This is a genomic window from Patulibacter ginsengiterrae, from assembly GCF_056269115.1.
This window is the reverse complement of record NZ_JBWDOG010000001.1, coordinates 1-14561: the sequence shown is the minus strand read 5'-3', so window position 1 is coordinate 14561 and position 14561 is coordinate 1. Positions and strand designations below refer to the sequence as shown.

Sequence of the window (14561 nt, the reverse complement as noted above, 5' to 3'; positions counted from 1 at the left end):
GACCAACTAGGAATACATGTCGCACGCGATCGCAGTTCTTCCCGGTGACGGGATCGGCCCGGAGATCACCGCTCCGACCCTCGAGATCCTCTCCGAGCTGGGGGACTTCAGCTACACCGAGCACGTCTTCGGCGGCGCGTCGATCGACGCCCACGGGACCGCGCTGACCGACGAGACGCTCGCCGCGTGCAAGGTCTCCGACGCGGTCCTGCTCGGGGCCGTCGGCGGCCCCAAGTGGGACACCACGGATCCGTCCAAGCCGCGCCCGGAGCAGGGGCTGCTCGGCCTCCGCAAGCAGCTGGGCCTGTTCTCCAACCTGCGCCCGGTCCGGCCCGTCCCGGCGCTCTACGACAGCTCGGCGCTCAAGCGCGAGGTCCTCGACGGGACCGACCTGCTGGTCGTCCGCGAGCTGACCGGCGGCATCTACTTCGGGGAGAAGACCCGCACCGCGACCGACGCGTCGGACCTCTGCCACTACACCGTCGCCGAGGTCGAGCGGATCGCCCGCTCGGCCTTCGAGGCGGCCCGCAAGCGCCGCAACCTGGTGACCTCGGTCGACAAGGCCAACGTGATGGAGACGTCGCGCCAGTGGCGCGAGGTCGTCCACCGCGTGCACGCCGAGGAGTACAGCGACGTCGAGCTGCTCGACCAGCTCGTCGACAGCTGCGCGATGGAGCTGATCGCGCGGCCGACCCAGTTCGACGTGATCGTGACCGAGAACCTCTTCGGCGACATCCTCTCCGACGCGGCGGCGATGCTCTCCGGCTCGCTCGGGATGCTGCCCTCGGCGTCGGTCGGCAATCCGGACGGCCCGGGCGTGTTCGAGCCGGTCCACGGCTCGGCCCCGGACATCGCCGGGCAAGGCGTCGCCAACCCGCTGGCGACCTTCCTCTCGGCCGCGATGCTGCTCCGCCACGGCCTCGGCCTCGAGGCGGAGGCGCTGGCCCTGGAGGCCGCCGTCGACGGCGCGCTCGGCGACGGCCTGCGCACCCGCGACCTCGGCGGCACGGCGACGACCGCCGAGGCGCTGGCCGCGGTCCGCTCGCGGTTGGGCTGAGGCCTGCGCGGGGTGGGAGGCGCCACGGCGTCGTCCCGCCCCGCTGCGGTTCGGGCGGCAGCCCGCCGCCGTGCCGGCCGCGGGCTGCGGTAGGGTCGCCGGACCACACACATCCGGGGGGTCCCAGGAAGGGGCTGAGATAGCGCTGTCACCGCGCTGACCCGACGACCTGATCCGGTTCATACCGGCGGAGGGAGCATCATGGAACGGCACGTCTTCACGGACGAGGGAACCCCGCGAACGCAGCTGCGCGTCGCACGCGACGGGGTCGTGACGCCGGAGGTGGTCCGGGTGGCCGAGCGCGAGTCGCTCGACCCCGAGACGGTGCGGGCGGAGGTCGCCCGCGGTCGGATGGTGATCCCGGCGAACCTGCACCATGCCGCGCTCGACCCGATGGCGATCGGCCTCAAGGCACGGGTCAAGATCAACGCCAACATCGGCTCGAGCCCGACGACCTCGTCGCTCGACGAGGAGGTCGAGAAGCTGGCGCTCTCGCAGCGCTGGGGCGCCGACACGGTGATGGACCTGTCGACCGGCAAGCGGATCCGGGAGACCCGCGAGGCGATCATCGGGGTCGCGACGGTCCCGATCGGCACCGTCCCGATCTACGAGGCGCTGGAGCGGGTCAAGAAGCCGGAGGACCTGACCCTCGAGCTGCTGCTGGAGGTGATCACGGAGCAGGCCGAGCAGGGCGTCGACTACATGACAATCCACGCCGGGGTCCTGCTCAGCCACCTCTCGCTCTGCCAGCACCGGACGACCGGGATCGTCTCGCGCGGCGGCGGGCTGCTGGCGCGCTGGATGGTCCACCACGAGCGGGAGAACCCGCTCTACGAGGGCTTCGACCGGGTCCTGGAGATCTGCGCCCGCCACGACGTGACGATCTCGCTCGGCGACGGGCTCCGGCCCGGATCGATCGCCGACGCCTCCGACGCGGCGCAGTTCGCCGAGCTCGACACGCTCGGCGAGCTCGTCCAGCGCTGCTGGGACGCGGGGGTCCAGTGCATGGTCGAGGGGCCGGGGCACGTGCCGCTCCACCAGCTCCAGGAGAACGTCGAGCGTCAGCAACGGATCTGCCAGGAGGCGCCGTTCTACACGCTCGGCCCGCTGGTGACCGACATCGCGCCCGGCTACGACCACATCACCTCGGCGATCGGTGCCGCCGTCGTGGGCTGGCACGGGACCTCGATGCTCTGTTATGTCACCCCGAAGGAGCACCTCGGCCTGCCCGACGCCGACGACGTCAAGCAGGGCCTGATCGCCTACCGGATCGCCGCGCACGCGGCCGACCTGGCGCGCGGGGGAGCCCACGGCGCGCGGGCGGCCCGCTGGGACCGCGAGCTGTCGCGGGCCCGGTTCGACTTCGACTGGAACCGCCAGTTCGACCTCTCCGTCGATCCCGACACCGCGCGCGAGATGCACGACGCGACGCTCTCCGACGACTACTTCAAGACGGCGGAGTTCTGCTCCATGTGCGGGCCGAAGTACTGCCCGATGCACAACTTCCGCGACGTCGACTGGGGCCGGCTGAAGGATCTCGGCACGCAGCGGGCGCGCGAGGCGGCGGGGTTGCCGGCGGCCTGAGCGGTGGGACCCGGCCCGGGATCGGGTCGGGTCCGTCCGGCCCCTCAGTCGTTGGTCCGGGCGCCCGGCCGCCAGCCGGTCTGCACCGTCACGCGGCAGTGCCCGAGGGCCTCGGCGTCGATCGGGTCGGGCGCGTGGCCGGTCTCGCCGAGCGCGTCCTCGAGCGCTCCGGCGCGCTGGGCGAGGCTGGTGCGGATGCGCTGGTCGCGGTCGCTGGCGTTGGGGGCCGCCACGGGGGCGGGGGTGCGGTTGGGCATGGTCCCTCCTGTGCGCCGGGGGACGAGTGCTGGCCCGGTTGGGCCCAAGCCCGACGCCTGCATCGACCGTACGCCGAGGTCGCGGCGGCGTCCACCGCCGTGGGCGACACGTGCACCGGATGGGGGGTCTCGATCACCGGGCCTTGGCGCTCGCGGTAGAGTCGTGCGTTGTGGGCTGCCAGACGGCGGTCCGCTGAGTGATCGCGACGGGAGCAACTCGGTGCCGCAGGCGGACGTCATCTGGAAGAACGGCGAGCTCGTCCCTTGGGACGACGCCAAGGTGCACGTGCTGACGCACGCCCTGCACTACGGCACGGGCGTCTTCGAGGGGGTCCGCTGCTACGACACCCCGTCCGGTCCGGCGATCTTCCGGCACCAGGAGCACGTCGACCGGCTGTTCAAGTCGGCCGAGCTCTTCTACATGCCGGTGCCGTTCACGCAGGAGCAGATCCGCCAGGCGACGCTCGACACCGTCGCCGCCAGCGGCCTCCGCTCCTGCTACATCCGTCCACTGGTGTTCCGCGGCGAGGGCCTGATGGGCCTCAGCCCGCTCGACGCTCCGGTCGACGTGATCATCGCCTGCTGGGAGTGGGGTGCCTACCTCGGCGATGAGGGCAAGGCCAACGGCATCCGCGCCAAGGTCTCCTCCTGGCGCCGCCTGTCCCCGGCCGGCCTGATCCCGCACGCGAAGGCGACCGGCCAGTACCTGAACTCGGTGCTGGCGAAGATCGAGGTCTCCAAGGGCGGCTACGACGAGGCGATCCTGCTCGACGAGCGCGGCTTCGTCTGCGAGGGCTCGGGCGAGAACATCTTCGTCGTCCGCGAGAACACGATCTTCACGCCGCCGCAGTCGGCGTCGATCCTCGACGGCATCAACCGTCGCTCGGTGATCGAGATCGCGCGTGACAACGGCTTCGAGGTCGTCGAGCGCGACATCGCCCGGGCCGAGATGTACCTGGCGGACGAGGTCTTCCTGACCGGGACCGCGGCCGAGCTGACGCCGGTCCGCGAGATCGACGACCACACGATCGGCAGCGGCGAGCCCGGCCCGATCACCAAGGCGGTCCAGCAGATCTTCGAGGACGCGCTCCACGGTCGTGACGAGCGCTACCTCCGGTGGCTCGATCCGGTCCCCGTGCGCGAGCAGATCGGCTGACGGTGGCCTGGGTGCGTCAGAGCGGCGGACGGCGAATTCCGTAGGGCACCGGGCCAGCACGGCTCGGTCGCCCTCGCGCCTGCATCCGCCGGCGGGACTGGTCCACGATCGCTCCCCGGCCGGCACGCCCTCTCGCCCTTCACCGATTCGACTTCGCACCACTCATGACCCACATCGTTCCCGCCCGGCCGTTCGAGCTCTACGACGCCACCCTCCGCGACGGCATGCAGGGGGAGGGCATGGCCCTCTCCGCCGAGGAGAAGCTGCGGGTCGCCAAGAAGCTCGACGAGCTCGGCGTCCAGCTCGTGGAGGCCGGCTTCCCGGCCTCCAACCCGAAGGAGCAGGAGCTCTTCGCGCTGCTCGCCCGGGAGACCTGGACGACGACCAAGATCGCCGCCTTCGGCATGACCCGTCGGCGCGACATGCGCGCCGACGAGGACCCGTCGCTGCGGATCCTGGCCGACTGCTTCTGCGACGTCACCACGATCGTCGGCAAGACCTGGGGCCTCCACCTGGAGAAGGTCGTCCGCGTCGATCCGGCGGAGAACCTGCGCCTGATCGCGGACTCGGTCGCCTTCCTCGTCGGTGAGGGCAAGCGCGTCATCTACGACGCCGAGCACTTCTTCGACGCCTGGCGCGACGACCGCGAGTACGCCCACCGCTGCCTGCGCGCGGCGATCGAGGCGGGGGCCGACACGGTCACGCTCTGCGACACCAACGGCTCGTCGCTGCCGACCCAGATCCACGAGGCGGTCGCCGCCGTCGTCGCCGAGCTCGGCGAGCACGCGCGGGTCGGCATCCACGCCCACGACGACGCCGGCTGTGGCGTCGCCAACTCGCTGCTGGCGGTCCAGGCCGGCGCGACCCACGTCCAGGGGACGACCAACGGGATCGGCGAGCGCACGGGCAACGCCAACCTGACCACGATCACCGCCGATCTCGAGCTGAAGATGGGGATCCCGGCGCTGCCCGAGGGGCGCCTCAGCAAGCTGACCGAGACGGCGCACTTCGTCGACGAGCTGCTCAACCGCTCGCCGCGGCCGACCCAGCCGTACGTCGGCCGCAACGCCTTCGCCCACAAGGGCGGGTTGCACGTCGCCGGGATCCGGTCCGACGCCAGCACCTTCGAGCACGTCGATCCGGCGACGGTCGGCAACGCGCGGGAGATCCTCGTCTCCGAGCTGGCCGGCAAGGGCACCGTGATCGAGAAGGCGGTCGCGGCCGGGATCGAGGTCGACGACGCCCAGGCCGCGCGCGTGATCGAGCGGGTCAAGCAGCTCGAGCACCGCGGGTACCAGTTCGAGGCCGCCGACGGCTCGTTCGAGCTGCTGCTGCGGCGGGAGACCGGGGCCTACGAGCCGCTCTTCACGCTCGAGTCGTGGCGGCTGATCGTCGAGCAGCGCGCCGAGGGCAAGGTCGAGACCGAGGCCACGATCAAGATCTGGATCGGCGGCGAGCGGTTCGTCCGGACGGCCGAGGGCAACGGCCCCGTGCACGCGCTCGACAACGCCCTGCGGTCGGCGATCAGCCAGGTCCATCCGCACATCGCCGCGATCGAGCTGACCGACTTCAAGGTCCGGATCCTCGACTCGGCCAAGGGCACCGGCGCGACCACGCGGGTCCTGATCGACGCCTCCGACGGCGAGCAGACGTGGGGCTCGATCGGCGTCGGCGAGAACATGATCGCCGCCTCCTGGGACGCGCTGGTCGACTCGTTGGCCCGCTCGGAGCAGGAGGGGCGCCGGGCGGCAGGTCCGGTCTCCCCGGTCTCCCCGGTCGCACCTGCGGCGGCCGCCAGCGTGACCGCGGCGGCCAACCCGGCATGAGCGACCAGCGCGAGCCGATCCCGGTTGCCCGCCCGGTGATCGGGGAGGCGGAGGAGCAGGCCGTGCTCGAGGTCCTGCGCTCGCGGCACCTGTCGCTGGGACCGCGGTTGGGCGAGTTCGAGCGGCTGTTCGCCGAGCGGCTCGGCGTGCCCCACGCCTCCGCGGTCTCGTCGGGCACCGCGGGCCTCCACCTGGCCCTGCGGGCGGTCGGCGTGAGCACGGGCGACGAGGTCGTGACCTCGCCGTTCTCGTTCATCGCGACCGCCAACGCGATCCTCTACCAGGACGCGACCCCCGTCTTCGTCGACGTCGACCCCGACACGCTCAACGTGACGGCCGAGGCGGTCGCGAGCGCGGTCAACGAGCGCACGACGGCGCTGCTGCCGGTCCACATCTTCGGGTACCCGGCCGACATCCCCGGGATGGAGCGCCTCGGCCTGCCGATCGTCGAGGATGCCGCCGAGGCGCTCGGCGCGGTCCACGCCGACGGCACCCCGGTCGGCGGCCGTGGCAACCCGTCGATCTTCGCGTTCTACGCCAACAAGCAGCTGACGACCGGCGAGGGCGGGCTGGTCAGCGGCGGCGACGCCGAGATCAAGCAGCGGATCGACAGCGAGCGCAACCAGGGCCGGGCGCCGGACATGCAGTGGCTCGACCACGACCGGCTCGGCTTCAACTACCGGCTCAGCGACATCCAGTGCGCGCTCGGGATCGCCCAGCTCGGGCGGCTCGACGAGATGCTGGCCGGCCGTGACCAGGTCGCGGCCTGGTACCGCGAGGCGCTGGCCGACCTTGCTGGTCGGACCGGCCTCGAGCTGCTGTGCGAGGACCGTGGCGGAGACCGCCGCTCGTGGTTCGTCTTTGTGGTGCGGACCCCGCACGGCGTCGACCGCGACGCGACGATCCGGGCGCTCGCCGACCGCGGGATCCAGACCCGCCCGTACCTGCCGGCGATCCACCTCTTCTCGTTCTACCGCGAGCGCTTCGGCTTCCGCGAGGGCCAGTTCCCGGTCGCCGAGGACGCCGCCGCCCGCGGCCTCTCGCTGCCGTTCTTCCCGGAGATGACCCAGGCCCAGGTGCTGCGCGTGGTCGAGGAGCTCACGGCCGTACTCACCGGCGACTAGAGGGGTCGGCCCGGGCGTCGCCTGAGTTAAAGGTCTCGCAACCAGGACGCGGACCTCGTCGGGGTCCACCTAGACTTCACGGGTGAATGTCACGCTTCGCTGAGCCTCAGGATCCCGTCTTCCGCGAGATGAACACCTCGCTCGGGTTCGACCGTCGGATGTGGCCGCAGGACATCCGCGGCTCCCGGGCCCACGCCACGATGCTCGCCGCCCGCGGCGTGATCGGCGACGACGACCTGCAGGCGATCCTCGGCGGCTTCGAGCAGATCGAGGGCGAGCTGCGCGAGGGCTCGTTCCCGTTCGAGCCGAACGACGAGGACATCCACATGGCGATCGAGCGTCGCCTGACCGAGCTGGTCGGCGACCCCGGTGCCCGGCTCCACACCGCCCGCTCGCGCAACGACCAGGTCGCGACCGACTTCGCGCTCTGGACGGGCGAGGCCGCCGAGCGCGCGATCGTGGCGATCGAGGCGTTGATGAAGACGCTGATCGAGGTCGCCGAGCGGCACGTCGACTGGCCGATGCCGGCCTACACGCACCTCCAGCGCGCGCAGCCGGTCTACCTCTCGCACCACCTGCTCGCCTACGTCTGGATGCTCGAGCGCGACCGCGCCCGCTTCCGCTTCACCCGCGAGCAGGCGCTGCGCCGGATGCCGCTCGGTGCCGGTGCGCTGGCCGGGGTCAACTTCGACACCGACCGGACGATGACCGCCGACGCGCTCGGCTTCGATGCGCCGGCCCCGAACTCGATCGACGCGGTCTCCAACCGCGACTTCGCGCTCGACTACCTGGCGGCCGCCGCGACCTGCGCCACCCACCTCTCGCGTCTGGGCCAGGAGATCGTCCAGTGGGCGAGCGAGGAGTTCGGCTTCCTGGTCCTGCCCGACGCGTGGTCGTCGGGCAGCTCGCTGATGCCGCAGAAGAAGAACCCCGACTGCGCGGAGCTGCTGCGGGCGAAGGCGCCGCGGATCGTCGGCCACCTGCAGGCGCTGCACGGCGTGATCCACGGCCTGCCGCTGACCTACAACAAGGACCTGCAGGAGGACAAGGAGCACGTGTTCGACGCCGCCGACACGCTCGAGCAGTCGCTGGCCGCCGCCGCCGGGATGATCGGCGGGGCGAGCTTCCGCGCCGACCGGATGGCGGCCGCCGCGGCCGACGAGCTGCTGGCCGCGACCGATCTGGCCGACGAGCTGGTCAAGCGCGGCGTGCCGTTCCGGCAGTGCCACGCGATCGTGGGCGGGCTCGTCCGCGAGGCGGTCGAGTCGGGCCGCAAGCTGTCGGAGATCTCCGACGACGAGCTGCGGGCTCAGAGCGAGCACCTCGGTCCCTGGATCCGCGAGCTGCTGGAGCCGCTCTCGCTGCTGGAGCGCAAGCAGAGCCAGGGTGGGACCTCGTCGACCCGGGTTCGCGAGCAGCTCGACCTGGCGCACGCGCTCCTGGGCTGAGCACGTGGCTGCCGCCCCGCCGCTCGCACGCGCCCTGCCGCGCGGCTTCTACGCCCGTCCGGTGGTCGACGTCGCGCGCGAGCTGCTCGGCTGCGTGATCGTGCACGGCGGGGCGGCGGGACGGATCGTGGAGACGGAGGCCTACCACGAGACCGAGCCGGCCTGCCACGGCTACGGCCTCCCGCCGCGCCCGACGGCCCGGACCACGACGCTCTTCGGGCCTCCCGGCCACGGCTACGTCTACCGCTCGTACGGGATCCACGCGATGCTGAACGCGGTCTGCGAGGCGGAGGGCACCGCCGCCGCGGTCCTGATCCGAGCGGTCGAGCCGACGGCCGGGATCGATCTGATCCGCGAGCGCCGCCGTGGTCGACCCGACCGCGAGCTGGCCTCGGGGCCGGGGCGCCTGACCCTCGCGCTGGACATCGAGCTGGACCAGGACGGCGTCGACCTCGCCGCCGGTCCGATCACGATCATGGCTCCGGCGGACCACGATCGGCCGGTGGTCTGCGTGAGCGGCCCCCGGATCGGCATCACCAAGGCCGTCGAGCTGCCGTGGCGGTTCGCCGACGCATCGAGCGTCGGGGTCTCGCGTCCGTGGCCGGCGGCGATGCCGCGCCGCGGGCCGACGTCGTCGGGCTGAACGGGCGCAAGGCCGCCGCGAGGACGGCCCGACGCTGCGGAGGAGGGGCTTCCAGGGGCGGATCGCTCCGCCGGACGAGGACCGCTCAGCCGAGCGGGACGGCGCCGCCGGAGCCGCCACCGCCGGAGCCGCCACCGCCGGAACCCGAGCCGGATCCGCCGCCCGAGCCCGAACCGGAGCCCGCGGACCCGCCCGCTCCGGTGCCGGTCGATCCGCCGCCGGTGGCGGGCGGGGTCACCGGCGTCGCCGGCGGGGTCGACGAACCGCCGCCGCCCCCGGTGCCGCCGCCACCGCCGCCGGTCGTGTTGCCCGAGCCGGTGCCACCGCCGTCGACCCCGGTGCCGGTCGACCCGCTGCCGGAGCTGCCGGAGCCGTCCGAGCTGGTGGCCCCGTCGCCGTCGCCCTCGGCGGGTGCGGCGGGGGCCGCGCCGACCGTCGGCGTGCCCTCGTCGACCGGCACGTCGGAGCCCTTCGGCTGCTTGCGGCTGCCGGTCGGCGAGCGCGCGTCGAGGATCGAGGCGACCTGGCCCATGAAGGTGCCCCAGATCGCCGCCGGGTAGGTCCCGCCCGAGACCGGCTCCCCGTCGTACTCGGTCTGCATCGGCTTGCCGGAGTCGGGGTAGCCGACCCAGACGGCGACGGTCAGCTCCTTGCTGAACCCGACGAACCAGGCGTCGGCGTTGTTCTCCGTCGTCCCCGTCTTGCCGGCGGCGAACCCGCCGTACTGGGCGCGCTTGCCGGTGCCGGTGGAGACGACGGTCCGCATGATCGACGTCGTCTCGTCCGCGACGGCGGTCGGCAGCACCCGCTTCTTCTCGACGTGGTTGACCATCACGCGCTTGCCGGTGTCGACCCGCGTGATCCCGACGGGGCCGTCGTTGGGGGCGCCGAGCGAGCCGTTGATCCGCAGGCCGCGGGTCGCGAAGCTCTGGTAGGCGTGGGCCATGTCGAGCACCGTCACGCCCCGCTTCGGGGCGCCGAGGACGACGGCCGCGTTGTGCGAGACCGGGCTGCGGACGCCCATCCTCCGGATCAGCTTGGCGATCGGCTTGGTGCCGACCTTCTGGCCGACCTGGGCGTAGACCGCGTTGTCGGAGAAGGTCAGTGCCCGGGCGAGCGTCGACTGGCCGGAGTAGGCGCTCTCGTCGTTCGTCACCCGGAAGACCTCCTTGCGGCCGCGTTCGTCGCGGACGTGGAGCGCGAGCCGCTTCGAGGACCAGACGGAATCGGGCGAGATCCCGTCGCGCAGCGCCTGAGCGAGCACGAACGGCTTGAACGACGAGCCGGGCTGGCGGTTGCCCTGGGTGGCGAGGTTGAAGGGCTTCTTGCGGTAGTCGGGACCGCCGACCATCGCCCGCACCTCGCCGGTGCGGTTGTCGATCGCGACCAGCGATGCCTGCGGACCGTCGGGCCGCGTCAGGTAGGAGTTGACCGCCTTCTGGGCGGCGTTCTGGATCCCCTGGTCGATCGTCGTCTTGACCTTCAGCCCGCCCTCGTAGGTGCGCTGGGCGCCGAACCGGTCGACGAGCTGGGCGCTGACCCAGGACGCGAAGTAGGGGTTCTTGGCGTCGAGCGAGGGCGGCTCGATCTGGTTGGCCGGCGGCAGCGGCTCGGCTCGGGCGGCCTCGTACTCGGCGATGTCGATCTTGCCCTGCTGCTCCATCTTGAGCAGCACCGCGTTGCGCCGGCGGAGGGCGGCCTCCGGCTCGGTGACCGGGTCGAACCGCGAGGGCGACGCGATGATCGCCGTCAGCAGCGCGGCCTCGGCCGGGCGCAGCTGGGCGGCGCAGGGCTTCTTCGGCGGCGCGCAGCCGACGTGGTCGGGGCTCTTGCCGAAGTAGGTCTTCGCCGCCGACTCGACCCCGTACGCCCCGTTGCCGAAGTAGACCCGGTTGAGGTAGGTCGTGAGGATCTTCATCTTGCTCCACTGCCGCGTCATGTGGAACGCGAGCGCCGATTCGCGGAGCTTTTGCAAGACCGTTCGCTTGTTCTCGGCCTGGAGCGCCAGCTTGACCAGCTGCTGGGTGATGGTGGACGCGCCCTGCGCGGCCCGCCGGGAGATGATGTCCTGGACGAGGGCGCGGCTGATGCCGCGGAAGTCGACGCCGCTGTTGGTCCAGAACCGCTCGTCCTCCATCGCCACGACCGCGTTCTTCATCGCGGGCGCGATCTGCTTGGAGGTCACGATGTAGCGCGACGAGTCGGCCAGGATCCCGATCTGCTTGTTGTTGCGGTCGACCAGGATCGTGTTGCGGGCCGAGCGGAACTCCTTGGCGGTGTCCAGGTCGGGCAGGTCGCGCGAGACGGCCATCATCATCCCGAAGACCGTCGAGACGATCGCCAGCGCGCCGATCGGGATCAGCAGGCCGAGCAGCCGCAACCAGCGCAGCCGCAGCTTGGGGCGCGGCGGCGGGCCGTCGTCGCCGCCGTCGTCGGCGCCGGGTGCGCCGTCGCCGCCGTGATCGCCACCGCCACCACCGTCGCCGAACGGCGGGGGGCCGGATCCGCCGCCGACGGCCTGCTCGTAGGCGGCAGCCGGAGGGAGGCTCGGAGCCGATGGCGCGGCTGGGCCGTCAGCTGCTGACGGCGCGCGCGGGGCGGCGGCTACCGGCGCGGGCGTCTGGGTGGCGGACGTCGAGCCGCCCCACCAGGGGGCCTGGAGGTCGCCGACAGCGGGCGCCAGAGGAGCCTCGTCCGGGGAAGGATGCGCGGCAGGAACCGGCGCACCGGGATGTCCGGTGGGATCGATCATGTAGTGCTCGGGCGAGCTGGTCAGGCGATACGGCGGCAGGTGCCTGACCACGGCTCGCGGAGAGCGAGCCCAACTATCCTAACATCGACCGCATGTCTGACCCCCGTGCCGACGCCGCGTTCCTCGCCCGTAACGCTGCCGCGGTTCAGCCGAGCGGCATCCTCGAGGAACGTCTGGCCGCCGCAGCGCGTGACGGCCGACAGCTCCGGGTGAAGCTCGGGATCGACCCGACGGCCCCGGACATCCACCTAGGCCACGTGGTCGTCCTCCAGAAGCTCCGCGAGTTCCAGGACCTCGGTCACCGGGTCGTCCTGATCATCGGCGACTACACCGCGCGCGTAGGCGACCCGAGCGGCCGTTCGGCGACGCGGCCTGTCCTGACCGGCGACGAGATCGACCACAACGCCCGCACCTACCAGGAGCAGGCCCGCCGGATCCTGCGCGAGGATCCGGAGCTGCTCGAGGTCCGCCGCAACGGCGAGTGGCTCGACATGTCGATGGACCGCTTCCTGCGCCTGGCGCGGATTCCGAAGGTCGCGCAGCTGCTCGAGCGCGACGACTTCAGCAAGCGCTACGCCGGCGGCAAGCCGATCAGCCTGCTCGAGTTCGTCTACCCGCTGCTCCAGGGCTACGACTCGGTGGCGATCAAAGCGGACGTCGAGCTGGGCGGCACCGACCAGACGTTCAACCTGCTCTTCGGCCGCGACGTCCAACGCGCCGAGGGGGTGGCGGAGCAGACCGTCCTGACGATGCCGCTGCTCGTCGGCACCGATGGCGTCCAGAAGATGTCGAAGTCGCTGGGCAACCACATCGGCATCACCGAGCCGGCCGAGGAGATCTTCGGGCGGACGATGCGGATCCCCGACGAGCTGATCGACGGCTGGTGCGATCTGCTCGGCATCGACCTCGGCGACGAGTCGGCTTCCGACCCGCGCACACGGAAGCGCGCGCTCGCCCGCGCGTTGTGCGAGCGCTTCGCGGGGGACGGGGAGGGCGCTCGTGCGCAGGAGGCGTTCGACCGCGTCTTCCGTGACGGCGGGCTGCCGGAGGACATCCCCGAGCACCCCGTCACCGGCGGCGAGGTCCATCTCCCGGCGCTGTTGGCGGACGCCTTCGGGGTCTCTCGTTCGGAGGCCCGTCGCGCGATCACGCAAGGCGGGGTCCGGGTCGACGGCGAGGTCTGGCCGGCGGACCGGCTCGACGTCGACGCAACCGGGCTCGCCGACCGGGTCCTCCAGCTCGGCAAGCGCCGCTTCGCCAAGTTGGTCGTCAACGGCTAGAGGCCGCGACCGCGAGCCCGCTGTCGGGGCGTCGGCCTCCGGCGTCGTCGTACCGGGGGCACGCTGGGCGGTAACGGATCCGGGCGTTCCGTTCCGGGGATCCGGTTCGCTCCGGGGATCCGGGCCGAATCGGGGATCCGGGGCGAACCGGTGCCGGGACGTACCGGGGACCCGGGCCGCTCCGGGGATCCGGGGCGTCCGAGGGTCTGGGGCGTCCGGAGATCTGGGGCGCCCGGGGGGATGCCGGGGCGGTCGTCTCCGGTGTTCCGGTCTCGTCGGCACCCGGCACCCGGCACCCGGCACCCGGCACCCGGGCGCGCCGGCGGATCGGATGCCCGTCTGCATGCGGAGGGCCGACAAGGCTTGAACCGTCGCTCGGCCGCGTGGGGATCAGGGACGCGGGGGAGAGCTCGCGGGAGGACGGGGTCGGACCGCGACCGGGCCGTCGAAGGCGGCCGGAGCCGCGGCTGCTCCCAGGCGCCTTGGGCCCGCGGCCCGACTCGCCCACCGGCCGGGACACGCGGCTCGGCTCGCGACGACCCACGGCCGGACCTGGGACCGAACGCCGGTCTACAGACCGTCACCAGGGTGTCGAGCCGGAGGGACGGGCGGCCGAACGGCGGTCCGGCCACGGATCGACGGCGGTACGCACCGGAGCGCCGTCCGCACCGAGAGGACTCCGAAGGGCGTCTCCGTGCAGCTCGGCGAAGCGAGGGGCGGATCCGACCGGCCCGAACGACGGCAGCTCGTCGGCGGTCCCAGGAGGGAAGGCAGGGCCTGGGCCGCAGCGCCGCACGTCACGTCGTGCTCGAGACGGACGCCAGCCGTCCGCGGGGCAAGGCGCACGACGGCGCATCGCTCGGCGACTGCGGGAGATCCGCGGCTCGGGGTCGCGCGGACCAGCCGGACCTGGAGAAGTCGCCTGCGAGCCCGTTTCGCGCACTACAGGGCCCGACCGGCCCGCTGGAGAAAAGATCGAGAAAGATCTTTCGGCCCCGAAAGTGGCTTGGAACCTGGGCTTGTACGCCGTCGGCCGGCGCCGGGGGCCGGTTTTGGCCGCGTTTCGGGGCCGACCCGGCCGACATCGCTCAGGGCCCGTATGTATATTCATCGAGCCGCTGGTCACCGCGGCGCAGCGCCAAGCCGGAGCCCTCAACGAGAGCTTCACAAGCAGAAGCGACTGTGCTAGAGTGATTAGCCCGCGCCTGACACCGGTCAGGCGTGCGCCTCCAGAGTTTGAACACCTGGTCCTAAGGGCGCGTCGGTCTTTGAAAACGCAACAGCATGCGTGCGATTCTCGTAAGAGGATTGTACGTCCAGGTTCGATTATTCGAATCTGTCTTTTTGGCAGGTTCGGTTTTTGAATAGTACGTCTGACCTTTCGGGGTTGGACATTTTTCCGTCATGTTAGTGGTGCCGTAGTGTACTGGTGCC

Annotated in this window: 10 protein-coding genes and 1 riboswitch; of the genes, 8 read left to right on the top strand and 2 right to left on the bottom strand. The window is 71.9% G+C overall.

Features of this window, described 5'->3' with window-relative positions; genetic code table 11:
* The first annotated feature begins 16 nt into the window (after window positions 1-16).
* Window positions 17-1057, top strand: a complete 1041-nt coding sequence (gene leuB, locus ACVUH9_RS00050; RefSeq protein WP_475752709.1) for a 3-isopropylmalate dehydrogenase — start codon at window positions 17-19, stop codon at window positions 1055-1057.
* A 104-nt stretch (window positions 1058-1161) separates the two neighbouring features.
* Window positions 1162-1270, top strand: a riboswitch (TPP riboswitch).
* Complete coding sequence (gene thiC, locus ACVUH9_RS00045; protein WP_475752707.1) at window positions 1259-2641, top strand: phosphomethylpyrimidine synthase ThiC; 1383 nt, start codon at window positions 1259-1261, stop codon at window positions 2639-2641. It overlaps the preceding riboswitch by 12 nt.
* Window positions 2642-2685: 44 nt before the next feature.
* Here thiC and ACVUH9_RS00040 read toward each other — a convergent pair whose 3' ends face one another.
* A complete protein-coding gene (locus ACVUH9_RS00040; protein ID WP_475752705.1) occupies window positions 2686-2898 on the bottom strand; it encodes a hypothetical protein in 213 nt (70 codons plus the stop codon).
* Between the two features lie 220 nt (window positions 2899-3118).
* On the opposite strand from ACVUH9_RS00040, the gene ACVUH9_RS00035 reads away from it, so the two are divergent.
* From ACVUH9_RS00035 to ACVUH9_RS00015, 5 genes are all read left to right on the top strand, one after another.
* A complete protein-coding gene (locus tag ACVUH9_RS00035; RefSeq protein ID WP_475752703.1) occupies window positions 3119-4054 on the top strand; it encodes a branched-chain amino acid transaminase in 936 nt (311 codons plus the stop codon).
* Between the two features lie 164 nt (window positions 4055-4218).
* Window positions 4219-5880 (top strand): citramalate synthase, encoded by a 1662-nt coding sequence (cimA, locus tag ACVUH9_RS00030; protein ID WP_475752701.1) that lies wholly within the window; start codon window positions 4219-4221, stop codon window positions 5878-5880.
* Window positions 5877-7004 carry a DegT/DnrJ/EryC1/StrS family aminotransferase gene (locus tag ACVUH9_RS00025; RefSeq protein ID WP_475752699.1) on the top strand — a complete coding sequence of 376 codons (1128 nt, stop codon included), beginning with the start codon at window positions 5877-5879 and terminating at the stop codon, window positions 7002-7004. Before cimA ends, ACVUH9_RS00025 begins: the two co-directional genes overlap by 4 nt.
* Before the next feature lie 86 nt (window positions 7005-7090).
* Complete coding sequence (gene argH / locus ACVUH9_RS00020; protein ID WP_475752698.1) at window positions 7091-8452, top strand: argininosuccinate lyase; 1362 nt, start codon at window positions 7091-7093, stop codon at window positions 8450-8452.
* Between the two features lie 4 nt (window positions 8453-8456).
* On the top strand, window positions 8457-9095 hold the full coding sequence (locus ACVUH9_RS00015; protein ID WP_475752696.1) for a DNA-3-methyladenine glycosylase: 639 nt from the start codon (window positions 8457-8459) through the stop codon (window positions 9093-9095).
* An 85-nt stretch (window positions 9096-9180) separates the two neighbouring features.
* Here ACVUH9_RS00015 and ACVUH9_RS00010 read toward each other — a convergent pair whose 3' ends face one another.
* Window positions 9181-11847, bottom strand: a complete 2667-nt coding sequence (locus ACVUH9_RS00010; protein WP_475752694.1) for a transglycosylase domain-containing protein — start codon at window positions 11845-11847, stop codon at window positions 9181-9183.
* 92 nt (window positions 11848-11939) lie between these two features.
* Between ACVUH9_RS00010 and tyrS the strand changes: the two genes are divergently transcribed.
* The gene (gene tyrS / locus ACVUH9_RS00005; RefSeq protein ID WP_475752692.1) at window positions 11940-13127 is read left to right on the top strand and encodes a tyrosine--tRNA ligase; all 1188 of its coding nucleotides are present in this window, start codon (window positions 11940-11942) and stop codon (window positions 13125-13127) included.
* Window positions 13128-14561: the final 1434 nt, after the last annotated feature.

Coding starts and splice junctions, on each gene's coding strand:
- leuB (WP_475752709.1), top strand. CDS start 17: ATGTCGCACGCGATCGCAGTTCTTCCCGGTGACGGGATCGGCCCGGAG.
- thiC (WP_475752707.1), top strand. CDS start 1,259: ATGGAACGGCACGTCTTCACGGACGAGGGAACCCCGCGAACGCAGCTG.
- ACVUH9_RS00040 (WP_475752705.1), bottom strand. CDS start 2,898: ATGCCCAACCGCACCCCCGCCCCCGTGGCGGCCCCCAACGCCAGCGAC.
- cimA (WP_475752701.1), top strand. CDS start 4,219: ATGACCCACATCGTTCCCGCCCGGCCGTTCGAGCTCTACGACGCCACC.
- ACVUH9_RS00025 (WP_475752699.1), top strand. CDS start 5,877: ATGAGCGACCAGCGCGAGCCGATCCCGGTTGCCCGCCCGGTGATCGGG.
- argH (WP_475752698.1), top strand. CDS start 7,091: ATGTCACGCTTCGCTGAGCCTCAGGATCCCGTCTTCCGCGAGATGAAC.
- ACVUH9_RS00010 (WP_475752694.1), bottom strand. CDS start 11,847: ATGATCGATCCCACCGGACATCCCGGTGCGCCGGTTCCTGCCGCGCAT.
- tyrS (WP_475752692.1), top strand. CDS start 11,940: ATGTCTGACCCCCGTGCCGACGCCGCGTTCCTCGCCCGTAACGCTGCC.